Source organism: Pseudovibrio ascidiaceicola, from assembly GCF_900114245.1.
Taxonomy (GTDB): Bacteria; Pseudomonadota; Alphaproteobacteria; order Rhizobiales; family Stappiaceae; genus Pseudovibrio; species Pseudovibrio ascidiaceicola.
Genome location: NZ_FOSK01000012.1, coordinates 142,340 through 167,205 on the forward strand (window position 1 = coordinate 142,340; position 24,866 = coordinate 167,205).

Sequence of the window (24,866 nt, forward strand, 5' to 3'; positions counted from 1 at the left end):
TCGGACCCGCCTTCCAAACAGAAAATCCAGCGAACGTCGCAGATTCGGTTTACATGCGGCGGTAAGACTAGAGAATTTATTTTATGGATACTCAGATGATCTCTGGTATTAGATTGCGAGTTGTTGTTTCGGCGCTTGCAGTTATTGCAGTCATGCTTGCGCTCCAAAGTGCTTTAAGCTTGCTTAAGTTTCGAACACTGGTCGTCGAGGCAACGTCATCTCGGTTGCAAGTGACAGCAAACGCTATTGATGTGGTTATCCGGCGCGCGGAGGCTGTCGGCCTTAGTATGCACGAAATATCCGATCTAAACGCGTTGGTCGAGCGCGAACGCTTACGTGACCCAAAGATACATCAAATTCTTCTCTTTGATCTTCAGGGCACCATTTTGGCTCAATCTGGAGATCGCAATGTCTTGCGCGAGGATATGCATGAGATTCTACCTCGAGTTCTGACGAGTGATGATAAAACCATAACGCGTGAAAGCGGAGAGTATCTGTACGCTGGCCGTATTCTGAGAGATTCTTCAAACTCCATCATGGGAGCTATCCTAATCTCAGAGCATACTAAAGAGCTATCAGCAGAGGTGAGAGACACATGGTCCCGTCTCACACTTAAGTATCTGGGTATTTTTGCAATCGTTGCGGCTTCAGTAAGCCTTTTCTCCTTGTTCCAGCTATATGCTCCAAAATACTTTTTCAGGAAGTCTGGTAAGGCGAATTTGGGAACTCTTGATCCCAATGGTTCTGATGAGCTGCAAAAGCAGATATCGAAGGGCAAGAAGGTGCAGGAAACTGCACTAACTGATCTTTCGAAAATCTCCAAACTCAGCGCAGTTACCAAACTGAGCGATCGGCTTGAGGAAAGTTGACGCGATGATGTTTTCAAGGTTCGCAAGGCATTTTTTGCTTACTATGTCAGTTGCTATGTCGCTGGCAGCATTTTTGAGTGTTGTTGTTACTCTGGCCGAGTTTAACTCTGGCCTAAACCCATTCTTGCTTGCTAAGGCACGTAGCGTAAGCGAGTCCGTCAAGCAAAATCTGGAATATGCTAGTGAGATTGGTATTCCGTTCTCTGAAATTAGAGGGGTGAGCAAATACCTCACTGATCTAACTGCAGAACACAGAGAAATAAGTGGCATTTCAATTGCTGCTGCTAATTCTTCCGTGCATTTGGGAGAGAGTGAGACACGCCTGCTGGAGATAGAGAGTACCAAAAGTAAAGCTATTTTACTTGCTCAGCAAACTCTCGACTCCATCTCAAAGTTAGGAACCTTTATTTTTGGTTCTGATAATAGGAAACAGACGGTTTTAACGGATGTAGTTGTGAACGGCGCTACTGTTGCTCGAGTGCAAACAACTTTGGATGAGAACTACGTCAATAGCCAGCTCACCAGTATCTTTCTTGATACATTTGTTCTTCTCTTGGCAGCATGTCTGATCGCGGTTGAAGTCGTGGTTGTTTGTGTCAATTCAACCATAACAGTGCCATTTCGACTTGTTGAAACAGCCATAGTAAAATGTGCCGAAGGGCATTTGGGCACATATCATGGTTCTGATCGTAAAGATTGGGCCGGTCGGTTCATTGCAGCGATGAACCGGCAAAACGAAAAAATTCGCAAAACACTTGAGCAGCTACTGCAGACAAAACATATAGCGCAGGATGAGGTGCGCGCTTTCGCTAAGAAATACAAACTGTATCGTGTTGAAGACGGTAATAAAGCATCTGTTACGGATGCACGGATACCGCTTTTTGTATTTTGCTTAGCTGATGAACTTCAAAAGTCGTTTCTACCGTTTTTTTCCATGGAGTATTACGGTGAAAACGATTGGTTTGAGAAAGACATCATGATGGGGTTGCCAATTTCAGCCTTCATGATCGTCGTCGCTATCATTTCACCGTTTTCAGGACAACTTATCGAACGTTTCAGCAATAAAAAACTTTACCTCGCTGGTCTGATACCTGCAATCGGTGGTTATATTTTCTGTATTTTAGCACAAGACGCAAATGACATTGTTATTGCTCGTTCGATTACGGCAATCGGTTACGGGATTATTACAATCAGTTGCCAGAGTTATATTGCTGCTGTCGCAGAAGAAGGGAGCCGCGCAAAAGCAATGGCAACCTATGTAGGCGTTACCATGACAGCCACCATGTGTGGAACTGCAATTGGTGCAATTTTGGCCGATTGGATTGGTTACAAGCCAGTTTTCGTAATCGCTATCAGTCTTATGGTCCTTGCAGGTTTTCTGGGATGGCGAATGCTGCAGACCGAGTTGCCAAGCCTCAAGTCCGAAGCCACCTCAACAGCGTCAAAAGCAGGTAAACCGTTCATAACGCTCATAGGGAACACGCAGTTTGTGGCAATCCTAATGTTTTGTGCAATTCCGACCAAAATCGTCCTCACAGGATTCCTTTACTTCTTTGTTCCGATCTATCTGGCGAGCTTAGATGCCAGTCAATCTGAGATTGGCCGGATTATGATGGCCTATTCCTTGATCATTATACCAATTAGCCCACTGGCTTCTCGTCTTTCTGATCAGCTTGGGAAAAATCTTTCAGTGATCACATATGCAACAATTGCATCAGGAGTGGCTCTGCTGGCTCTTTACCAAAACACAAACGTTATCTCTGTGTTTATCGTGGTCGCTTTGGTAGGCCTCGCCCATGCCTTCATCAAGGCTCCTATTATGGTTGCGGTAATGGAAGCAGTCGAGAAAGACCAGCAAATTAGCAGAACCGGTGCGCTGAGTTATCTTCGTATGTTCGAGCGTGTCGGCAGCGCTGCTGGTCCACTTATCGTGGCGGCACTGCTGGTAAAGCAAGAGTACACCACTGTTGCCGCATTTCTGGGTGCTGCGATTATTAGCGCGGGAATCATAATGCTTCTGGTCTCACGCTCCTCAAAACAGGAGGTGCAAGTTCATGCCTAAAGTGATGCTCATCATTGCCGCCCTTGTTGTAATGACAGGGGCAACAAGAGCCCGAGAGGACGTCCTGGAACCTTATCAGGTACACATGGTTGTTTGGCGAGGCTGTGAAGAGGCTTGCAGAAGCTTCACTCATTACTTCGAGAGCAGAAAGCTTCCTGTAAATGTGACCGTTACTGACGTGGCGAAAGACAAAGGCCTCTTGCCGGAAGTGAAGCAACGGCTAATTAAAGAGCGACCTGATCTTGTTATCACCTGGGGAACAACAGTCACTCGTTCTCTCATTGGCACGATTGACGATTACGGTACAGGCTCAGGTTTGGGTGACATCCCATCCCTTTTTATGATTGTCGCAGACCCGGTTCGCGCAGGCATTATCGTAGACCATGAAACCTCAGGTAGGCTCTTGGTAACCGGCGTGCACAATCGTGTAAATGAGACAGTTCAGCTCAAGCACATTTTTGAGTACCACCCCATAAAGCGCCTTGCAGTTATTAATGAGCCTAATGCAGTTAACTCGCGCCAGAACACTCAGAAATTGGCAGCTCTTTCAGATCAACTGGGTTTTGAAGTCATTGCTCTTGAGTATAGTCTTGGCGCAGATGATCGCGCAGATCCAGCAGAAATTCCGCTCAAAATTGCCGAGGCCAAAGCCTTAGACGCAGACGCGTTGTATGTGGGATCCAGCTCATTTAATCTCGAAAACCGACGAAGTTACACCGAAGCTGCGATATCAGAAAACCTCCCGGTTTTCAGCGCATATGAACAAATGGTTCGTGATGGTATGGCCCTTATGTCTGTTTCTAACAGTTACAAAAATGTGGGCAAATTAGCAGCTTCGCAAGCCTACCAAATTCTATTTAAAGCGCAGCCGCCTGGGGAGTTATCAGTCAAGGCTCTTGAGCGATTTTCGGTGCTCGTAAACATGCAAGCCGCAAACCGATTGAGCCTCTACCCTCCCTTGTCGATCATTAGCATCGCAAAGATTGTTCAATGACAATTGTATTAACTGATTAGCATTTGTGGCCCTGACAGGCTGTGGGTTAGCATATTTCCAAATGATCTGCGCCGAATGTCTTTGCCCCGCGTCTCAGCTGCATGACTGGCAGTCCTTGCATTTTTCCAGTTGCTCGCTCCTACTCAACTAGTTGATCTGTTCACTTGGTGTTGATGACAACCAACATCGCCTTTAGCACGTCATGCGGCTCGCTCAGTCGCATATTCACGATTTGCTCTACATTTTAGCCACTGAAGTGTTTTGTAAAAGACCCCGCATTCCCCCTCCTACGTTTCATTGCTTTTTGCAATAAGTCCTTCAATTTCTTTCTGTTGTGAAAGTCCAAGGCCTAATTACTTTCTGCAAATGAAATTGCTGAGAAGTTGGATACTAGAGGAAGGGTAAGCAATGCAGTTTTCAAATTACAATATTCAAATCAGGAAGCTATCTCAAATCTTTACCTGGCAATTCTGGCTTTAGGTGCTTTTCAATTCTTGTTGGGAGTTGGGTTTTTCGAGCAAAAGACAGAGGAGATCGACGCGGCGAGCTACACGCGCTTCTATGCATTCTGGGGTAAGGGGCTTTTGATTGCCGTTTTTGGAAAGCTCATCCTACTTTATTTTATAGAAAATCGCAGATTTCTCAACAAACGGCACCATTGGTTTCTACGCCTATTAATCACACTGCTATTTGCTCTCCTTGTTGTTTTGCCTCTCGTAGGCGGAATGAGAGTGCTGGTAAATGAAGGATTTAGCAGCTACTTGGGACTTACTTTGGCTAGCAGGATGCGTGGGGATAGCGTTTATTTTCTAGCTGAGTTGCACACTGCACTGGCCTATGCGCTTGGCTGTGCCACAATTGTCTAGGGCTTGAGCTGGGCGGTAAATTACATTCACTCTGTGAACAGAGAACTGTACCACATTATTCTACAGGATCCATATGCTTAGAGGTGAAGCTTCGCAATAAAGCCAAGCCGGCAACTTTATCAAATTTCACTCTATGAGAAACATCGCCGCCTTTAGCACGTCATGTAGCTCACTCAGTCTCATATTCGTGGTTTGCTCTACATTTTAGCTACTGAAGTGTTTTCCAAAAGAGCCCGCATTCATCCTCGTCCTCCTCATAACAAGCAGCAACAAAGGTCATTCTCCCAAGTGATCTCATAGGGCTTAAGGAAGGGAAGACGTTTGGCAGCCTCTATATAGTCCCTGAGGTTCTGGTCGCCATGATCAGATTTAGGCGTGAAGCGAATGATCTCAGCCATAGACTTGGGCTTCGCGTATACGGATTGCCTCAAGAAGGTCAGAAATAGCAATAATGGGCTGCGTTAGTGTCTCAGCCTCCGCTGAGTGGCCCTGGTCCTGAAGGCGGTTTTGTTCTTCGATCAGGTAGTCCAGCAGCAGCACATGAGGGGCATCGGCCCAGATCCGGAATTTCCGGAACGAGTAACAAGCAAATGGTGCAGCACCAGTCTCCAAGGCATTGCATCCGCCAGCTTCACAGGACCCTATTTCTGTGAGCTCAGCATCATGCAAAAGCGAGGAGGAGGGTTTCACACACATTCTGATCCTCCGATGCCGTGACGATACGCCCCATGAAACGGTCGGCAATCGGTATAAAAGCCGCACCAACATGCTCTTCCATAAGTTGGAAATGGTCAACACTCGCATCAACATAGGCCTGTCAACTCTGAGGGCTGGCATGACCTGCGTGGGTTGCAATTACCTCTGCAGCGCAACCAACCATGACAAGCATTGTGAGCAAGGTATGCCGAACCCGGCGAGGATTACCTTTAATCAGCTCACCAGTGATTGGGCTAATCAGTGGCGTCGAGCCTAAAGAATCTTGGTAGATACGAAAGAGCATGCGAAAATTACAATAACTAGTACCATCTATTGGTCTGCGCGGTTTTGGGAATAATAGCGCCTCTGCAAGTGGTACACCTTTGGACAACCTCAGTTTAACATTTTCATGGATATCCATCTGTAAAACGTGGCTAGGCGTCGGGAGATGCGTTTCCATGGCATAAACATCCTTCACTCAGGGATGCCTCTTTGTTTTGCCATTGGAACTCGCAGAAAGTATCCACTATTGTCTGAACGGAAGTCACAAACCTTCATAACCAAGAGCTGAACTGGTCTTAATCCTATGCCGCAAAACATCCTCAACACAGTATAATCCTTGAGGGATAAGGTGCCCGAGCTATATGCGTCATCTAGGGCCACCTTGATGACTTAAAAAAATGCAATGAAATCAAGCACATCTTCCTCAATCAAATTCCCTCCGTATGCCATCCATGGTTTAATTAAGGCCTTCCTCATTGCGACACCTGTTGAGCGCTGCTGTTGCACCATGATAATAACCTCGCAGGAAATTGCTGCCATAGACAAATTAAATTGGTCGTGATGGGATTGTGCTGAAGCTACGACTGTTCGCAATGCTGAGTAGCAGGTATGCGAATTTCTAGTTTCCGCCAAAACTCGAAACACTCGCTTGATTTTCGTAAAAAGTGGAGCACTTGTGAGTTTTCTAAAGCTTTGAAAATGCAGATGCTTCCTATCTCCGAGAATATGGATCGGCCAAGTATCCTCTTTGGGGTTAAAGCTCACTCCATAAGCAATTACCGCGTGCTCCGAATGGTGGAACTGGGCGAGGGAAGCTTCTATTGTCTTATCCATTACGTTCTTCTTCCGCTCTTAATCCTGCCTCATAAGCAATTCGCGTGAGCTGATCGCCACGATATTTTGATGCACTGGCGCTCAAGTAACTCCAGCCACCAAGATAATTCGCTATACGGTCAAGTTGCCCGCTTTTAATGTTTTCTACGATTGCCCAATTGGTTAGCTCTTGAACCTAGGCATGACGCAGGGCATGCAGATTAAGATCCTTCACGATCCGATCCACAAGTTTGCCACTGGCTGGTCGCCCTCCAGAATAGTAGCCAATCGATCGGAAATCGGAATAACTCTATCTGCGGTTTTGGCGTTAGGTTCCCTTCTGCGTGGGTCCTCGGGATCATCCGGCCGTCTGCCGATGGTGACCGTCATTCTCTGAAGATCAATATCATCAACCTTTAACTGAAGCGCTTCTCCTTCTCTCATTCCTGTTGTTACTAAGGGACTTACCAGCGCCCAGTTTCTTTGGCAGTGCGCTACATTTTGCCAAATTTCTGAAGGGGCACCATTAGCGATGAACTTGACGAATGACGCTAACTCAGTCTCGGAGAATGCTGACCGCACTCTGGATGAGCGCATCTTAACCTTGTGCTCGCGAAGACAATTAAGCATTTGCTTGCGCTCAATTGTCTGCTTGGAGCGTTTGGAGCCAGACAACGCGCTTTCACCAATCCTTGCTATTAGATCAATGTAATCTACGAGGGCACTGAGATGCCCGTTTTTCTTCGCATTTGCAATGACATCAGCTCGAGAAAATCCCAACCCCCGGCGGATCTCAGCAACAGTAGTAGAATTGAAACGTCGTAGTGCTTTGATGGTTACACCGCAGTTTTCAGCGAGGGTTGCAACGTCAAAGCTTGACAGGAGATCTCCAGTTTCAAGTCTGGCATTGACGTCAAACTGAGCAGGGATAAAGCTCAGGCCCTGATGCATCAGATCCCAAGCCAAAGCTTCGAGGGTTGATGACGCCAAATGCTTGGCGCGCTTTGATAGGATCAGGCAGGTCGAATAGTGGGTGGGCACACCGTTGCCGTCGACAACCATTGGCAAGCGCTCACCGTCGAGTCTAAGAAGTATTTGAACCGATCAAAAATACCGTAGCTGGCACTTCTATTTCGCAGATTCAACCTTATGGAACTAATTTGACCATTTGATCGAACATCCAATGCTTGGGATCTGTTCTTCAGGCCCTCGACCTGTTTCTGCGATTAGCTGCATCGCGTCCAAAAGCTCAGTTTTGCGTCCGGTCGGATCGTGAAACCCTGCATCATCCAAACGGCCACGATATTGCAACTCACCTTTATTGTTGAGACCAAAAAAGTCTGGCGTACAAACTGCGCCATATGTCTTTCCTACTACTTGGTCTTCATCAACCAGATAAGGAAACTCAAAGCCATAAAGTTGCGAAAAGTCCTTCATCTTACGCGGAGCATCTGCAGGAACCGAATGATAGTCATTGGACATTACCGCTAAGACCCCAAATCCTTCAAAAATAAGCAGACTGGTATCTGCTGCTAAACGGTCACCAACCGCCTGCACATAAGGGCAATGATTACAAATAAAAGCAATTAAGAGCCCCTTATCACCAACACACTCCGACATAGTGAAACTATTTCCATCAGGGTCTTTAAGCGTAAAATCCGGCGCCTTCCAACCAAAGTCACAAACAGGAGTATTCAAAAGCACAATGCCATCCTTTTAGATAACTTATCTGGATGAAGGTTCTCATAGATTGGTTTGGAATGTCTATTAGAACAACCAACCTATGAGTTCATACTTGCACTCTCGAGGTGCGGTTTTCTTATCCAATTTCAGTATGTACCAAAAGCAAAGCACTAACTTTTGCCAAACACCGATTAAAGTTCACCCGCCTCTTCCAGCACTTTCCGTGCGCTGCGGAAGCATTCTACTCCGGCGGGGACGCCGGCGTAGATGGCGACTATGTGGCAGGCGGCGCGGATTTGCTCTTTGGTGACGCCGTTGCGCAGTGCGCCTTTGCAGTGCAACTCCCATTCGTGCATTTTTCCGAGAGCACCGATCATGGCCAGGTTCATCAGACTTCGAGTTGGTGCATCGATAGCATCATCTCCCCAGCCGAAACCCCAGCACCATTCGGTCATGGCTTCCTGAAACGGACGATTGAAGTCATCCGCCTTTGCCAGGTTGGCTTCGACGTACTCAGCGCCAAGGGTGGATTTACGCTGTTTCAGGCCTTTTTCAAACCGGTCAGACATTATCATTTTCTCTCTTAAACGCTGATGCAGATGTATTTCATCTCAACATAATCTTCGATGCCGTACTTGGAGCCCTCGCGGCCAAGGCCGGATTGCTTGACGCCTCCAAACGGTGCAACTTCAGTGGAGATCAGGCCCGTGTTGACACCAACCATGCCGTACTCCAATTCTTCCGCCACTTTGTAGACTGTGGAGAGATCATTGCTGTAGAAATAGGAGGCAAGGCCGAACTCAGTATCGTTCGCTGCTGCGATAGCTTCATCAACTTCCTTGAAGCGGAACAGTGGGGCGAGCGGGCCGAAGGTTTCTTCTCTTGCCACGTCCATCTCACTCGTCACATTGGTAAGAACGGTTGGCTCAAAGAAGGTGCCGCCCTTGTCACTGCGCTCACCACCGCACACAATACTAGCGCCGTTTTCGAGTGCATTTTTGATGTGGGATTCCACTTTTTGAACAGCGGCTTCTGTGATGAGGGGCCCGATGGTTACGCCGGACTGGAATCCATCTCCAACATTCAGATTACGAACTGCATCTGCAAGTTTGTTGGCGAAAGCATCGTAAACACCATCCTGTACATAGATACGATTGGAGCAGACGCAGGTTTGGCCAGCGTTGCGGAACTTGGAAATCAGTGCACCTTCAACGGCCTTATCCAGATCCGCATCATTAAACACGATAAACGGTGCGTTGCCGCCCAGTTCCAGGGAGAGCTTCTTAATCTGGTCAGCACTTTGACGCATGAGAATGCGGCCAACATTTGTGGAGCCAGTGAAGCTGATCTTTTGGACAATGTCGTTGGTGCACAGCTCTTCACCAACGGCGACTGCATCCGTCGATGGAAGGATGCTTAGCACGCCTTTCGGGATGCCTGCCTGCTCGGCCAGCGATGCCAAAGCAAGCGCGGAGAGAGGGGTTTCTGCAGCAGGTTTTACAATCATGGCACAACCAGCAGCCAGTGCAGGCGCAGCTTTGCGGGTGATCATGGCATTGGGGAAGTTCCATGGCGTGATAGCACCAACAACCCCAACAGGCTGCTTGATCACCATGATACGTTTGTCTTCCTGATGGCCCGGAATAGTATCTCCGTAAACACGCTTTGCTTCTTCGGAAAACCATTCAATGAAGCTGGCGCCGTAAAGGATCTCACCTTTTGCTTCTGCAACTGGCTTCCCCATTTCTGCGGTCAGGATAGCCGCGAGGTCATCAGCATTCTCAATCAACAAGTCGAACCAGCGTCTCAGAACCTGCGCGCGGTCCTTGCCTGTGCGCTTGCCCCATGCTTTTTGCGCAGTCTTCGCGGCGTTGATGGCATCGATCACATCAGAGCGCGAGCAATCTGCAACATTGGCAATCAGTTCACCTGTAGAGGGGTTGTTGACTGCAAAGGTTTTCTGGCGCGAAACAAAGCTGCCATCGATATATGCACCGGATTGCAACAGGCTTGGGTTGTTCAGCTTCAGGTCCATGGCGACACCCTTTGTCTTTCATTGTTGTCACATCGGCATAGTCATCACGCCGGAAAAGAATGGGGACCAGATGTGGCCCCCATTCCGTTCATTTTCCGTTAAGTCGGATTAGGCTCGCAGTTCACGGTCCAGCGCAGTCCCGTCCGGAGCAACCTCTTCATGAGGGTCTCTCACCGCACTTGAATCTTGCATGAGCGACTTCACAATTCCCCATGACATGAGAACCACAAGAGCACTGATCGGCAAGGCAGCCGCAATAGCAGCTGTTTGCAGAGCGGATAGTCCACCCGCCAACAAGAGCGCCGCAGCGACAACACCCTGAGCAACACCCCAGATCACACGGTGCTGTTTAGGTGGGTGTGCATTGCCCATAGACAGGATGGTCGTGATAACCAAAGTGCCGGAGTCGGACGACGTGATAAACCATGTCGCCAGCAAGAAGGTGGTGAGTGCTGCAATCAACCAGCTGATTGTGCCATTAGAGGTCATCTGCTCGATGGTGCCATAGAGCGCGCCACCAAGGTTCCAACTGTTGACGGTATCAATCAGACCTGCAGTACCAACACCGCCTGGTGCATTCATTTCGATGAACAGTGCGTTGCCGCCAAAAATGGTGATCCAGAGGAAGGCCATCACGGTTGGCACAAGCATAGCGCCGAACATAAACTCACGAATGGTACGACCGCGGCTGATGCGTGCGATGAACATGCCCACGAATGGTGCCCAGGAAAGCCACCAGCCCCAGTAGAACATGGTCCAACCGCCCTGCCATTTTACATCGCCCGGTTCACTTGCGGTCCAGAAGCCCATGGACAGGAAGTGGGACATGTAATCGCCAACGGATGTGAGGAAGAAGCTTGCCAGCCACTGAGATGGACCCGCCACCACAAAGAACAGGATCAACAGCAGTGTAAGAGCAATGTTCCACTCGGAAAGAATACGAATACCCTTACCAATGCCAGAGACAGCAGACAGTGTCGCGATGATGGAAATACCAATAACCAGAGCAATCTGGGTAAGAGTGCCCGGATCAACACCAAACAGCACATTCAGGCCCTGTGCCATCTGGTTTACGCCAAGCCCCATGGACGTCGCGATGCCGAATACGGTGCCAAACACAGCAAGCAGATCAACAGCATGACCAGCCGGACCATAGATGCGCTCGCCAAGGATCGGATAAAGCGCGCTACGGAATGTCAGCGGCAGCTTTTTGCGGAATGAGAAGTATGCGAGGCAAAGACCGGTGATGGTGTAAATCGCCCAGCCATGCAGACCCCAGTGGAAGTTGGTCACGCGAACCGCATCAACTGCACGGTCCATGTTCATCTCATTGTGGCCAGCCATATCCGCAAACGGGTTGTTCGGGTAACCCCAACCAGCGGAGTTGTCGAAGTAGAACAACGGCTCAGCAACACCAAAGAACATGATGCCGATGGATACACTTGCGGAAAACAGCATTGCAAACCATGCAAAGTTGCTGAATTCCGGACGTGCATCATCATCGCCCAGACGGATGGAGCCAAATCGGCTGACCATCAAGCCAATGCAAATGAAGAAGATGATCATGACTGAGGAGATGTAGTACCAGCTCAGCGCTGTTTCGACCCAGCTGCGTACCGCCCCGTACAGCTCACCAGCATAATCAACATTCAAAATCGTGAACACAACAAATGCCGCAACCATAGCCTTGGCCGCGATCGACATTCCGTTGTGCAAGCCCTTAAAGAGCCCCGTTTCGGCAACATTCAGATCTTTCTGAATGTGCTCTTTTTCGATAGCCATAGTTCCCTCCCAGGCTAAATTAATCGGACATTGTGTCCATGCCGGGTTTCACCACCGGCTTATCTCCAGCCCCTGCTGAACAGGAGCTACGGATGGGGTTCTCCCTGTTCTCAGCGCATAACGAATGGATCCGGTATCGGATCATCAGAGGTGCGCAACCAAACTGTTTTGACTGTTGTGTAATCCAAGGCTGCCTGCAGTCCGCCTTCACGGCCATGACCGGAAAGTCCCTGGCCACCAAACGGAGCGACAGGGGAAACTGCGCGATAGGTGTTCACCCACACGATGCCGGAGCGAATACCCTTCACCATACGGTGTGCCCGCGTCAGGCTTTGTGTGAAGATGCCGGAAGCCAGGCCAAATTTTGTATCGTTCGCCATCTGCAGGGCTTCAGCCTCTGTCTCAAAGGTAAGAACAGAAAGCACTGGGCCAAACAACTCGGTTGTCACGCAAGGAGCATTCGGCACCTCTGAACAATCCAGAATGGTTGGTGGGAAGTAGAAGCCGTCACGATCGCAATCCACACCACCGGTCAGCACCGTCGCACCAGCCTCAACGGAAGCTTTGATCACTGCATTAATGTGATCGCGCTGGCGCTGACTGCACAAAGGGCCAACCTCTGTTGCCATATCCTGCGGATGCCCGATGACGACGGCTTCAGCTTTGGCCTTCAAACGAGCAAGAAACTCATCCTTGATGCTCTTTGCGATTATCAGACGTGAACCTGCAACACAGCTTTGGCCTGTCGCTGCGAAAATGCCGGATATCTGTGCATTTACGGCGCTGTCGATATCAGCATCTTCAAACACGATAAATGGAGATTTTCCGCCCAGCTCAAGTGACGTGCTGGCAAGGTTTTCCGCAGAATTGCGCACGATGTGCTTTGCCGTTTCTGGTCCACCAGTAAACGCGACATGAGCCACGGACGGATGCGATGTCAGCACCTGCCCACATTCAGCACCAAATCCGGTGATGATATTGACCACACCTTTGGGAAAACCAGCCTCTTCAATAAGCTTGGCAAACTCCAAAAGAGGCGAAGGCCCTTCTTCTGATGCCTTCACGATCAACGTACAGCCGGCAGCCAATGCTGGGCCGATCTTAACCGCGGACAGGAACAGCTGATTATTCCATGGAACAATGGCAGCCACCACGCCAACAGGTTCACGGCGTAGCCAGACTTCCATGTCCGGCTTGTCGATTGGAAGGTGAGCCCCTTCAATCTTATCTGCCAAGCCAGCATAATACCGATAGTAATCCGCTACATACGCCACCTGGGCAGATGTTTCGCGGATAATCTTCCCGGTGTCCTGCGTTTCCAACTGTGCCAGCTTAGGCGCATTCGCCTCAACCAGATCTGCCAGTTTGTAAAGCAGCTTGCCGCGCTGTGTTGCGGTCAGGCTGCTCCAGGCAGGATCAAAGAAAGCCCGCTCAGCTGCTGCAACAGCACGGTTTACATCCTCAGTCCGCGCCTCGGGCATTTCTGCCCAAGGCTGGCCTGTTGCCGGGTCCAGACTTTGAAATTGCGCTGAGCCATCTTCAAAACGACCATCGATATAGTGCTGGAAGCGTTTCATCATGCATCCTTTTGGAAAGCAGGCATCACTTCATTGATGAAGCGTTCAAGAGAGGCTTTCTTGCGCTCAAACGTCATGCCGCTATCAATCCAGAATGAGTATTCATCGTAGCCAAGGTCTTCGTAGTGCTTTAGACGCTCGATGACTTTTTCAGAGGTACCGATCACATTGTTGGTACGCATCTGCTCTGCACTGTAGAACGGGTGGTTCGCAATATCTTCGTCGCTGAGCGGCTCAATAAGACCCTGAGTGATTGGGCGTTCGTTTTTGAACCATGCACCAAAGTAGTTGTAGAAACGGTTGACCTCTTCAGCACCCTGCTGAACATCCGCTTCATCACCACCAACATAGGTGTGGCGTAGCAACATAATTTTCGGGCGTGGAACGGACGGGCTCTTCTCACAAGCATCGTTGAAGCGCTCCATGAGGCTTTCAACTTCATCGTCCCCGTTCCAAAGCGGCGTAACCTGCACGTTACAACCATGCGCCACAGCGAAATCATGGGAGTTCGGATCACGCGCAGCAACCCAGACAGGTGGGTGCGGATCCTGCATTGGTTGTGGTGCAGACGTTGTTTTCGGGAACTGCCAATACTCACCTTCGTGAGCATAATCGCCATCCCAGAGCTTTTTGACGGCAGGAACCAACTCGCGCATGCGCTGACCAGCTTCCCACGCATCAAGGCCCGGGATCATGCGTTCATATTCAAAACTGTAGGCACCACGAGCAATACCCAGCTCAAGACGGCCATCCATAATGATATCCGCCATAGCTGCTTCGCCAGCCAGCTTGATTGGATGCCAGAAAGGGGCGATGACAGTTCCTGTTCCAAGACGTACATTTTCGGTCCGCCGTGCCAGATCTACAAGGTTGATGAAAGGGTTCGGCGCAATGGTGAAGTTCATGCCATGGTGTTCACCAGTCCAGATCGCATGCATGCCGCCTTTGTCTGCAATCTCACAAAGCTGCAGAAACTCGTCATAGAGCTTTTGCTGGCTCTCATCGGCGGAAATGCGCTCAAGATGGATGAAAAGTGAAAATTTCATGGCTTACTCTCCCAGTGCGATTTTGCGCACTTCGCCGTTTTCATGATTTCCAAAATAGATGCCGAAATTGCCCTTCTGCGTCTCCTTCGCAAATCGGCCCAGCATTTTTTGAGTAGCTGCATCCTGCACCCGCGCCAGAACATCATCTGTCAGTGCAAGGAAGTTTCCAGATTGGCTGGTCCCTTCACCGGCTGAGCAATGGAAAGCCAGATGCTGGGCATTCGCCTCTTCATCTTCATAGACGGAGTAAATGAAGCCGACAGAAGACGGGACGCCAATTTCTTCCAGCAATGCTGTAAGTTCTTTGGTTGGTGTACCTTTGCTGACATTGCGCGTTGGCAAACGCAGGTGCCCGGCATCATCCTCAAAGAACAGAACTTTTTTGTCTCGTTCCAAGAGAGCGCTCACAACGGTTTCACTATCTACCTGAATGGAGCTGACTTCCTGTGTCGCAGTAAAATACGCACCACGAGCGTAACCGAGACCATTGGCAACGCCGGTCTCAAAGGCTTTCACTTCGCCAATCAAAATTGCATGGTCGCCCGCATCCACCACATTGTGCATTGAGCAATCAAACCACGCAGCAACATCGGAAAGAACCGGCGACCCGTGAGGACCAACTTTCCAGTCAACAGTCGCAAAACGGTCTTCAACACGGCTGGCAAAGGTGTTGGACACATCCTTCTGGGTTTCTGCCAGAATATTGACAGCAAAACCGGATGCATCAGTCAACGCATCATAATTGCTGGAGCTCTTCGCAAGACACACCAGCAACAATGGCGGATCCAGAGAAACGCTTGAAAAGGAATTTGCTGTAAAGCCAAGCGGCTCACCATCCTGCCCGTGGGCTGTCACAACCGTTACACCGGTAAGGAATGTACCAAATGCATTCCTCAATGTACGTGGGTCCATCGCTGTCATCGGGTAGATCTCCCTTTCTATCCGTTTGTTCTTATTGGCTGTTTTAACCAGCTTGCCATTGCGGCATTGACTTGTTCCGGTGCTGTCAGATTGACCATATGACGATGGCCTTCAATGATGCAGACCATGCCGTCCTGCGCTGCTTTGGCCATATCCACCGCCATTTCCTTGGTGGAGTTCGGATCACCATCACCTGTCAGCAAAAGCGCCGGGCATCTGATCTCTTCCCATTTGTCAGCATAGGTCGCGTCACCATGTGCAAATGCGTTGTAAGTGACCGCGTAGCCAACTGGATCAACCTCCCGGAGCCAATTGCCGACTTTTTCTTTCGCCTGCTGATCTGCAGTGCTCTCACTAAACCAACGGCTCAAAGGGCCATCGATGTTGATGTTGCCCTCCGCGATTTCCTTTGCCCGTGCCTCCACAGCACTGCGAGCTTCAGGAGATCTGCGGTAAACACCGTTCAACAAAGCAACGCGTTTTACGCGTTCCGGGTACGTTGCTGCGTAACCACCGCTGATCAATGCACCCATGGAGTGACCAGCAAGATTCACCTGTTCAAATCCAAGCGCTGAGATCGTTGCATGCAGCCACGCTACATAATCTTCCAGCTGAGAGCCTTGAGGAAGCGCACTGCTTCCTCCATGCCCCGGCATGTTTACCGCAATAACACGATGCGTTTTCGCAAAGTGCTCGATTTGCGGTTCCCAGGAAGCATCCTGCATGCCAACCCCGTGGACCAGCACAAGCGGCTCACCTTCGCCAACCTCACGGTAGCAAACTGTGCCCTTAGGATGTGACAGCTGCAGGGTTGTCAACGTCATGTCCCAGCTCCTTAAGGTCCTGATAACGATCACCAATCCGGTGGTGCGGGCGTCCTGAGAGTGACGCTCCCAGTGCGATGACGATTTCATCTGGACCCGGAGCATCCGGAATAGCAAGCTGAATGGTGAGATAGTGTGAACGGCGCCCACCGTCATTCTTGTCCATCAGCGGAATCATGATCGGAGCGTTTGCACCAGCGCGGGTGTTACAGAACGCCAGATAGGTTTTGGCGCCAACAGCTTCACGGTAAAAATTGCCAAATTGCAGCGTGTGAATGAGCGCGGAGGCATGCTCAACTTCACCATTCACACCAACAACAGCTGCCTTGCCGTAGCCTTCAACAGCCTCACCAGAACCTGCAAAGTTGATGATCATGTCCGTCAGCAGTTTGCCAACATCTGGTGCAACATCATGGATGCCCGGACGCAGATCCTCAACAAAGCCCTGCCCTGCCCATGGGTTTTTGACAACAGCAACTGCCGCAATCATCCGCAATGGGGTCTCTGCTTTTTTGCCACCTTCAATCAGCGTGTCTTCCACGTGAAGAAGTGTCTTGCGTATCTCTGCTGGCATTGGTCTTCCGTTCATTCCACTGTCAAATTCAATGGTGATAAGATGGTATACCATAATACCGAATGTCAATACCTTCTTGCGAATGAAGTCAACGCGGGCTAGATTGCTGCCATGATCTCTACTGCAAATAATCCTTTGAAAATTGAGCGTCCCACTATGACGCTCCGCGATATGGCTCTTGAGAAAATGAGAGCCGCTATCATTGCCGGCCACTTCCAGTCAGGAGACCGCCTGGTCGAGCGTCCGCTCTGCGACCAGCTTGGTGTAAGCCGTTCAGTTGTAAGGGAAACAATCCGATATCTTGAAGCGGAAGGCCTTGTTGAGATACTCCCAAACAAAGGCCCGATTGTTGCAAAACTGGATTGGGAAAACGCGCAACAGATCTACGAAATCCGCATGCTTTTGGAGACCAGCGCCGCACAAAAATGCGCAGAACTGGCCAAAGATGGGGATAAGAAAAAACTTGGCAAAGCACTCGCTCAGCTCAAGTTGGCCTACAGCAGTGGCGAAACAAACGACCTGTTTGAAGCAACAACATTATTCTATCAGTACATTTTCGAGATCAGCGGCCAAAACGTTGCCTGGGAAGTTGTTCAGCGGCTCAATGGGCGTATCAGCCGCCTGCGTGCAATGACGTTAGGCACCCGTGACCGTCACGATGCAGGGTATAAGCGGATCGAAAAAATCTTCTCTGCAATCGACACAAACGACCCTCAAGCCGCTGCAGCTGCCATTCAGTTACACCTGACGGAAGCCGCAAATATTGCCAAAACCCTTCTGACTGCTGAACTGAGCAAAAGCGAAAAATAATGCCTAAAGCCTATTGGATTGCCCACGTCACAGTCACGGACGCTGACGCCTACACAAACTATACCCAGGCTGCTCCAGCCGCCTTCCAAAAATACGGCGCTCGCTTCCTCGCCCGCGGTGGAAAAACAGAACACCTGGAGGGCACCTCACACCCCCGTAACGTGGTCATAGAGTTCGACACCATGGAACAAGCCCTGGCCTGCTACCACTCCCCAGAATACCAAGAAGCCAAATCCCACCGCAAAACCGCTGCCTTGGCAGACATTATGATCGTCGAGGGAATAGAGTAAGCTCCCCTATCCTCTCATACAAACCAGACCAGGCCTAGCCAGATCCAGAGGGGGGCTGGGACTATGGCCCAGATGAAGATGGCGGGGAAGTATTCGTAGATTTTCATGGAACTCTTCCGCTTTCTATCAGATCAACTCGAACGCTTCGGCCAAAGTTACAACGCAAGCGATTGATATGCCGAGTGTTACGAAGACACGAAGATGTTTGAAAAAAGCCAGCTCGGCCTTGGGTCTCACCGCTGAACCGTATCCTCTGCCATCCAGATAGATGCTTGTGATCATCGTAAGGAATAGCAGGAACCATAGGACAACCAGCCCCTCTGCGATCAGGACAATTGCAGGCAACATAACGACCTCCATCACTCAAAATTTTCTACGCTGAGCAAAACGGAACGCCGGACAATCTGCGTTTCAGTTTCCAGACGCCGCATTTCGACTCATAATATCTATTTCATATATATCTTTATCACAGGGTATATTTTAAGGTATATATAAAATACATCTTATTCGAGAGCCGATGGCTTACACCGCTGATATTGTTAAATGCATCAGATAGTTATGTGGTTTGGAAAAACTTGTTGAATTCAACATTCAGACAGTAGGGCATTTATGATATACGCTCGATATATCTTTGGAGCTTCGTCATGCGTTTAAATCAAGCCAGTGATTTTGCCTTAAGGCTCGTTATGCAATGCGCCATGCAACCAGACATACTTCAGCGCATCGATCAAATCGTTTTGCAGCAGGGTTTTTCTCGCGGACACGTGATGAAACTCGTTAATCAACTTTCGCGGGCGGGCATTCTGGAAACAATGCGTGGACGCGGCGGTGGGTTTAAACTGGGGCGTGCCGCAAAAGACGTCAGTGTTGGAGATGTGGTTCGCGCAGTGGAGAACGACTTTGCAGTGGTCGAATGTCTACGACAGAGCGAATGTGGAGAAATCCAATGCTGCTTTCTCCCCTCTTGCAGACTTAAGCCCTTGATGCAAAGAGCGTCTAGCGCCTTTCTAGCCGTGCTCGACGAAATGACGATCGAGGGTGCTGTGGCTGATTTGCCGATGCCAGCAGCTTTCGCATCTCAGCAAAACTAACACAAAGAAAATCTACAATATTCATGTAAATTTATATTAAGCACTTCTTGCCAGCGATTTTATCAATTCACAATTAAATCTAATTTAATAAATAAAAACTCTATTAATGACTATATTCGATTCAGTTAATCTATAGCCTGTGAGACATGTATTTCGTATCACTTCATGGCTCTTCTGTCGGATACAGCATACTTGTGTAGCGCAAAGAAATCTTAACAGATTACTAACGCGATTACTTACACTGAAGCTGCGTTTTGCTCTGCGCGGTCTTCCGTCATGGCTGTGCTCGACTGAACAACTGTCTCAGAACTGCTGTTGCTAGCAACTGTGTGAGGGTTGAAATGTGGTACAGTGAGCGTCTTCTGGGAACAACTGCACTTGCAGGCCTCGCGTTTGCCTGTCTGCTCAGCCTTCAGGTGCAACGAGCAGATGCCCAAGAAATCATAACGGGCACCATCAATGACCCACCGACTACGGTCAATGGCTCAAATGGCATGTATATTGGCTTCAACACTGATGGCACACTAAACCTATCTTCAGGTCGATCAGTCGCTATCGGACGGTTTTTAAGAGTTGGCGTCGCTAATGCTGATGGAACTTTAAATATCTCCAATGGCGCAGCCATGTTCCAAACCGGAGGAAGCTCGCTTATTGAAGTTTCTAATGGCTTTGATCGCGGCACCATCAACCTGCATAACAGCGGTGTGCTTTTTGCGCCTAACTTTGATCTTGTTTTGCGTTCTCAAGGAACCATCAATATTGGCGGAGAAGAAGGCTCAGCTGCTCTTGCCCCCGGTTTTCTCGAAGTTGACGACCTTATCATGGTCAATGGCTCCAAAATTGTCGTCAATACAACCAGCGGCGGCGGTGACCATCTGGTAGCCGATCTGATTTCCAACACACATGGGGCGGGCGAGGTTCTCTTTGAACAAGGCACTACACGTCTGTTCCGCAACAATAGCCAGTTTTCAGGGAAAATGTTCTTTGAGGAAAACGCGACAGTTGTTTTCACCGGAACCAACGCGGTAGGAAATGCTCAACTCGACTTTGTCGGCGGGAAAATTGTGACCACTGGCAGCACAACGATCAACGGCGATATTGAAGTCACAAATGTGGGGGCTTTGAATGACGCCACATTCGAAACCTCCAATAGCAATTTAACTCTTGCTGGAGACATCATCGGCAACGGCAAGGTTAGATTTGAAGGCAATGGCATAACCACGCTGACAGGCAACAACACCTGGACCGGAGGTGCCGATATTGATGGCACAGAGGTTGTTTTCTCCAACGCCTCCAATCTTGGCAGTGGCCCGATTGAGCTCAACAACGGCCACCTCACCTTCAATGGAACGACTGCCACGGTCAACAATCTGTTCGATCTGGACGGCACTTCCTCCATGGAGGTTGGATCTGGCGACACGCTCACTCTCAGCAATGATATCAGCGGCTCGGGCCGACTAAAAAAGCTAGGTGACGGAACTCTGGTTCTCGGCGGAGCAGGCAGCAATTTCAGCGGTGGGCTGGATCTGGCCGACGGAACTGTAGAGTTTGGAGCAGCGGCTAATATCGGCAGCGGTAACATCATCTACTATGGCGGTGATCTGAGCTATGTTTCTGGCTCGGATGCAACCATATCAAACACGTTCGAGATGCATAATGACGGCGATCTCGACGTACAATCCGGGCGTACTCTCACGATCACAGGCGACATCGTTGATGGTGGCAGTTCACCAGGCAAACTAACCATCGGCTCTGGCGGGACAGTTGATCTGCAAGGCACCAACACTTTCTCTGGTGGTCTTGTCGTTCAGGAAAACAGCACTATTGGCTTCTCTGACTCCGACGATCTTGGCAGCGGTTTTGTTGAGCTCGACAACGGCAACCTCACGTTCAACGGAACCACCACAACCATTAGTAACCTAATTGATCTGGATGGCACGTCCTCCATGACAGTTGGGACAGGTGATACTCTTACCGTCAGCAATGATATCAGCGGTTCCGGCCGACTGAAAAAATTCGGTGATGGAACACTCGTTCTTGGCGGAGCAGGCAGCAGCTTCAGCGGTGGATTAGATCTGGCAGAAGGCACCGTTCAGTTTGGGGCAGCAGCTAACATTGGCACTGGAAACATCATCTACTACGGTGGTGATCTGAGTTATGTCTCCGGCTCAGATGCAACCGTCGCAAATACATTCGAAATGCACAATGATGGCACACTCAACGTGCAATCCGGGCGTACTCTCACCATATCAGGCAACATCGTTGACGGCGGAGGCTCACCCGGCACGTTGACAATCGGCTCTGGCGGCACGGTCAATCTGCGAGGGAGCAATACATTTTCCGCAGGCCTTACCATTCATGAGAACAGTACTGTTGGCTTTGCAGATTCCAATGACCTAGGTACCGGCACAGTTGCACTCGACAACGGTAACCTCAACTTCACCGGAACCTCCGCAACAATCGCAAATACGATTGAACTCTATGATGATAGTAGTCTTGACCTGCAATCCGGGCGTACTCTGACAATCACAGGCAACATCGTTGACGGCGATGGCACACCGGGCTCCTTCACCATCGGCTCCGGCGGCACAGCCAACCTGCGAGGAACCAACATATTCACTGGTGGTTTGATCGTTCAGGAAAACAGCACGGTTGGCTTTACCAGTGCCAACAATCTCGGCACAGGTGCAATTGAACTCGACAGCGGTAACCTCAACTTCACCGGAACCACTGCGACCATAACCAATCTGATTGATCTGGATGGAACATCATCCGTGACAGTGGGCTCTGGTGATACCCTCACTGCAAGCAATGACATCAGTGGTACAGGGGTGCTGAAGAAACTCGGGGCAGGAACGCTGGTTCTGGGTGGAGCAGGCAGCAGCTTCAGCGGTGGACTAGACCTGGCAGCCGGTACTACACAGTTCGGAGCAGCGGCCAACATCGGCACAGGTGACGTTCTCTTTTACGGTGGTGATCTGAGTTATATTTCCGGTGCAGATGCGACCATCGCCAATAATTTCAAGATGCATGATGATGGTACGCTTGATGTGCAAACCGGACGCACTTTGACACTGACTGGTGATATCACAGATGGAGGCAGTACACCGGGGTCTCTCACCATTGGGTCTGGCGGCACGGTCAACCTGCAGGGCGACAACAGTTTCTCTGGTGGCCTCATTGTTCAGGAAAACAGTTCCATCGAATTTACTGACCCGGACCGCCTTGGGCTTGGCACAACCACCCTCAGCAATGGTAACCTGCTCTATCAGGGTACCACAGACGTCAATCTCTCAAGGATTGCTATCGCCAGTGGCACAAGCAACACAATCGACATTGATGACAATACGGTCGATCTGGAAATCTCCTCGAACCTTTCCGGTTCAGGCAACTTGTCCATCGATGGAGGTCAAACTGCTACCCTTACCGGCACCAACAGCTCATGGACTGGAGATCTTGGGGTAACCGATACCGAGTTGATCTTCAACGACGGCACCAACATCGGCAATGGTAACGTTGGAATCACTTTGAATTCCTCAACCCTGACCTACACCGGCGGCAGCACGGTCACCATCAATGAACTCGCCTTCTCCGGAGCTGGCAACGTGGTTGGTACAACCGATATAGTCGGCCAGATCAACATCATGTCCGGTTTAACGGGCTCTGATCAGGTGACCTTCACCGGTCCGGGCGAGGTCAACTTACTCGGCGACAACTCCGGTTATACAGCTGACATTGAAATCGACTCCGGTACTGTTGGTCTGGAAGGCTTTTCCGCAGCTGCCATTGGCTCCGGCAATGTGATCGTAAACGGCGGAACCCTTTTCTATCTGGGCACTGGCAGCGAAACTGTCGATACGACCAAGCTGCAGGTAGATAGCAATGACAATACCATCGACATGGCAAACGCAGGTGCAACCCTCACCTGGACAGGAGATGCTACTCCGGGTGGAGGTACCTTCCTAAAGAACGGTGCAGGTACGCTTATCCTGTCAGACGGCACTAAATCGCTGGTCAGCTCCACCATCAACGGCGGCACCATGCGGATTGGTACGTCCTCAACGGATAGTTCTACTCTGACAGGTAATTTAGCCGTGAACGCAGATGGTCGGCTCGAAGGGTACGGCACAGCCAGCGGCAGCGTTACGCTTAACGGAGGCATTATCGCACCCGGAGCGTCCTTCGGCACTATTACGCTCGGCAGTCTGGACGCGACTGGCACCGGTGGTACACTCGAAATGGAAATCGGCTCTGATCCAGTATCTGGAATGGCAAACGCGGATCAGATCCAGATCCTCGCAGGTGGCAGCGTTGACCTAAACAACGTGGCCCTTGATCTCATCAGTGTTTCTGGCCCAACCCCAGTTAAGATCGGCGATGAGTTCGTCATTATCGACAACCTGTCCACTCCAGATACAGAGCCTCCGACAGGCACGTTCGACTCCGTGAACCATGACATGTTCATGCTGGATGTGAACGTGCTCTACGGTATTCCGGGTGGTGATGCAAACGACGTTGCAATCCAGTTCATCCGAAGCTCCAACAACTTCAATGGCCTGGCAGATACACGCAACGAGCATTCAGTCACTCTGGCATTAGACACCATCAATGAAAGCGGCGATCTCTTCACACAGCTTGCTCCCATGAACAACGCTCAGATTAATGCTCTTCTCGACCCACTCGCCGGTGAAATCAACGCTTCAACCCGTGCCATCCTTCTTGCAGACAGCCGCTTCCTGAGACAAGCGGTGAATGACCGCCTTTACAAGGCCCACAGCGCATTTGCCTCAGAAGTGGATGACGACACAGTTTCCCGAAAAGTTGGCCCCTTTGAAATGTGGGGACAGGTCTACGGCAGCTGGGGTCAATTCTTCTCTGATGGCAATGCCCGCACCACAGGCAGAAGCGTTGGCGGTGTTCTGGTTGGTGTTGATGCGACTTACTTTGACATGGTCCAGCTGGGTGTGGTTGCAGGTTTCGGCAGAACCTCCATCGACATCAGCTCCATCGATGCGTCATCTGACAGTGACAGCTACAGTGTCGGCGGCTACGCCAGTGCCAATCCAATCAACAACGTCAAACTGCGCGGAGGTGTTGCCGGTACTTGGTACAACATTGCAACTAATCGCGATGTAAGCCTCTTCCCGGAAGAAACACTGTCATCTGACCAGTTCGCTGGTTCTGTGCAAGTGTTTGGTGAGCTTGGATACACGTTGGAAAGCACCTACGGCAATCTGGAGCCTTTCGCAGGAGTTGCTTATGCTTACCTCTCCGGTCCCGGTTTCAATGAAACCGGCGGCGCAGCAGCACTCAAAGCAGATGGGCAATCCAACTCTCTCACCTTCCTGACGCTGGGAACGCGCGGCGAGTTTGATCTATCCAGTTACCTTTATGGGGATACAAGCTTTGTTGGCCTCGCAGCCTGGCAATACTCTTCTGCTGATACGCTCGATTACACCCAGAGCTTCATCGACAGCGGCAACCCCTTCACCGTCGCCAGCGTCCCGATCGCCCGCAACGTGGCCCTGATCGAAACAGGTCTCCAGTCCAACCTCAGTGATCACATCCAACTCAACATAAACTACTACGGCCTCCTCGCCGACCAAGCCGTAGACCACGGCGCCAACGCCCGACTATTCGTGCAATATTGA

21 protein-coding genes are annotated in these 24,866 nt (G+C 50.1%); 8 read left to right on the forward strand and 13 right to left on the reverse strand.

What is annotated here, in order from left to right:
- The first annotated feature begins 95 nt into the window (after positions 1-95).
- The 4 genes from BM231_RS20755 (at position 96) to BM231_RS20770 (ending at position 4,791) form a co-directional block, all read left to right on the forward strand.
- Entirely contained in the window at positions 96-869 is a 774-nt protein-coding gene (locus tag BM231_RS20755) for a hypothetical protein (RefSeq protein ID WP_159437977.1), read from the forward strand.
- A 55-nt stretch (positions 870-924) separates the two neighbouring features.
- Positions 925-2,931 (forward strand): MFS transporter, encoded by a 2,007-nt coding sequence (locus BM231_RS20760; RefSeq protein WP_093522508.1) that lies wholly within the window; start codon positions 925-927, stop codon positions 2,929-2,931.
- Positions 2,924-3,925 (forward strand): ABC transporter substrate binding protein, encoded by a 1,002-nt coding sequence (locus tag BM231_RS20765; RefSeq protein ID WP_093522420.1) that lies wholly within the window; start codon positions 2,924-2,926, stop codon positions 3,923-3,925. The genes BM231_RS20760 and BM231_RS20765 overlap by 8 nt, the downstream gene beginning before the upstream one ends.
- A 383-nt stretch (positions 3,926-4,308) precedes the next feature.
- The gene (locus tag BM231_RS20770; protein ID WP_093522422.1) at positions 4,309-4,791 is read left to right on the forward strand and encodes a hypothetical protein; all 483 of its coding nucleotides are present in this window, start codon (positions 4,309-4,311) and stop codon (positions 4,789-4,791) included.
- Positions 4,792-5,181: 390 nt separating this feature from the next.
- Here BM231_RS20770 and BM231_RS20775 read toward each other — a convergent pair whose 3' ends face one another.
- From BM231_RS20775 to BM231_RS20835, 12 genes are all read right to left on the reverse strand, one after another.
- Entirely contained in the window at positions 5,182-5,487 is a 306-nt protein-coding gene (locus BM231_RS20775) for a hypothetical protein (protein ID WP_093522424.1), read from the reverse strand.
- A gap of 672 nt (positions 5,488-6,159) precedes the next feature.
- Positions 6,160-6,603, reverse strand: coding sequence for a hypothetical protein (locus tag BM231_RS20785; protein ID WP_093522429.1), 444 nt, complete (start codon positions 6,601-6,603; stop codon positions 6,160-6,162).
- Positions 6,604-6,813: 210 nt separating this feature from the next.
- Positions 6,814-7,644, reverse strand: a complete 831-nt coding sequence (locus BM231_RS20790) for a site-specific integrase (RefSeq protein ID WP_093522431.1) — start codon at positions 7,642-7,644, stop codon at positions 6,814-6,816.
- A gap of 93 nt (positions 7,645-7,737) precedes the next feature.
- Entirely contained in the window at positions 7,738-8,286 is a 549-nt protein-coding gene (locus BM231_RS20795) for a thioredoxin family protein (protein WP_093522432.1), read from the reverse strand.
- A 170-nt stretch (positions 8,287-8,456) separates the two neighbouring features.
- Positions 8,457-8,834: a carboxymuconolactone decarboxylase family protein gene (locus BM231_RS20800; protein ID WP_093522434.1), complete on the reverse strand. Its 378-nt coding sequence runs from the start codon at positions 8,832-8,834 to the stop codon at positions 8,457-8,459.
- Positions 8,835-8,848: 14 nt separating this feature from the next.
- Positions 8,849-10,300, reverse strand: a complete 1,452-nt coding sequence (locus BM231_RS20805) for an NAD-dependent succinate-semialdehyde dehydrogenase (RefSeq protein ID WP_093522436.1) — start codon at positions 10,298-10,300, stop codon at positions 8,849-8,851.
- Between the two features lie 108 nt (positions 10,301-10,408).
- A complete protein-coding gene (locus tag BM231_RS20810; protein ID WP_063310423.1) occupies positions 10,409-12,082 on the reverse strand; it encodes a BCCT family transporter in 1,674 nt (557 codons plus the stop codon).
- A 110-nt stretch (positions 12,083-12,192) separates the two neighbouring features.
- On the reverse strand, positions 12,193-13,659 hold the full coding sequence (locus tag BM231_RS20815) for an aldehyde dehydrogenase (protein ID WP_093522511.1): 1,467 nt from the start codon (positions 13,657-13,659) through the stop codon (positions 12,193-12,195).
- A complete protein-coding gene (locus BM231_RS20820) occupies positions 13,659-14,705 on the reverse strand; it encodes an LLM class flavin-dependent oxidoreductase (protein WP_093522438.1) in 1,047 nt (348 codons plus the stop codon). The genes BM231_RS20815 and BM231_RS20820 overlap by 1 nt, the downstream gene beginning before the upstream one ends.
- Positions 14,706-14,708: 3 nt before the next feature.
- A complete protein-coding gene (locus BM231_RS20825; protein WP_093522440.1) occupies positions 14,709-15,626 on the reverse strand; it encodes a flavin reductase family protein in 918 nt (305 codons plus the stop codon).
- Positions 15,627-15,643: 17 nt separating this feature from the next.
- Positions 15,644-16,450 (reverse strand): alpha/beta fold hydrolase, encoded by an 807-nt coding sequence (locus tag BM231_RS20830; RefSeq protein WP_093522442.1) that lies wholly within the window; start codon positions 16,448-16,450, stop codon positions 15,644-15,646.
- Entirely contained in the window at positions 16,416-17,024 is a 609-nt protein-coding gene (locus BM231_RS20835) for an amino acid synthesis family protein (protein ID WP_063310466.1), read from the reverse strand. The genes BM231_RS20830 and BM231_RS20835 overlap by 35 nt, the downstream gene beginning before the upstream one ends.
- Before the next feature lie 111 nt (positions 17,025-17,135).
- Here BM231_RS20835 and BM231_RS20840 point away from each other — a divergent pair, with 111 nt between their 5' ends.
- Positions 17,136-17,834 carry a GntR family transcriptional regulator gene (locus BM231_RS20840; RefSeq protein ID WP_093522444.1) on the forward strand — a complete coding sequence of 233 codons (699 nt, stop codon included), beginning with the start codon at positions 17,136-17,138 and terminating at the stop codon, positions 17,832-17,834.
- The gene (locus BM231_RS20845; RefSeq protein WP_093522446.1) at positions 17,834-18,124 is read left to right on the forward strand and encodes a DUF1330 domain-containing protein; all 291 of its coding nucleotides are present in this window, start codon (positions 17,834-17,836) and stop codon (positions 18,122-18,124) included. Before BM231_RS20840 ends, BM231_RS20845 begins: the two co-directional genes overlap by 1 nt.
- A gap of 126 nt (positions 18,125-18,250) precedes the next feature.
- Here BM231_RS20845 and BM231_RS20850 read toward each other — a convergent pair whose 3' ends face one another.
- Positions 18,251-18,472, reverse strand: a complete 222-nt coding sequence (locus BM231_RS20850; protein WP_093522514.1) for a hypothetical protein — start codon at positions 18,470-18,472, stop codon at positions 18,251-18,253.
- Positions 18,473-18,768: 296 nt separating this feature from the next.
- On the opposite strand from BM231_RS20850, the gene BM231_RS20855 reads away from it, so the two are divergent.
- Positions 18,769-19,215, forward strand: coding sequence for an RrF2 family transcriptional regulator (locus BM231_RS20855; RefSeq protein WP_093522449.1), 447 nt, complete (start codon positions 18,769-18,771; stop codon positions 19,213-19,215).
- Between the two features lie 341 nt (positions 19,216-19,556).
- Entirely contained in the window at positions 19,557-24,866 is a 5,310-nt protein-coding gene (locus BM231_RS20860; protein ID WP_093522451.1) for an autotransporter domain-containing protein, read from the forward strand.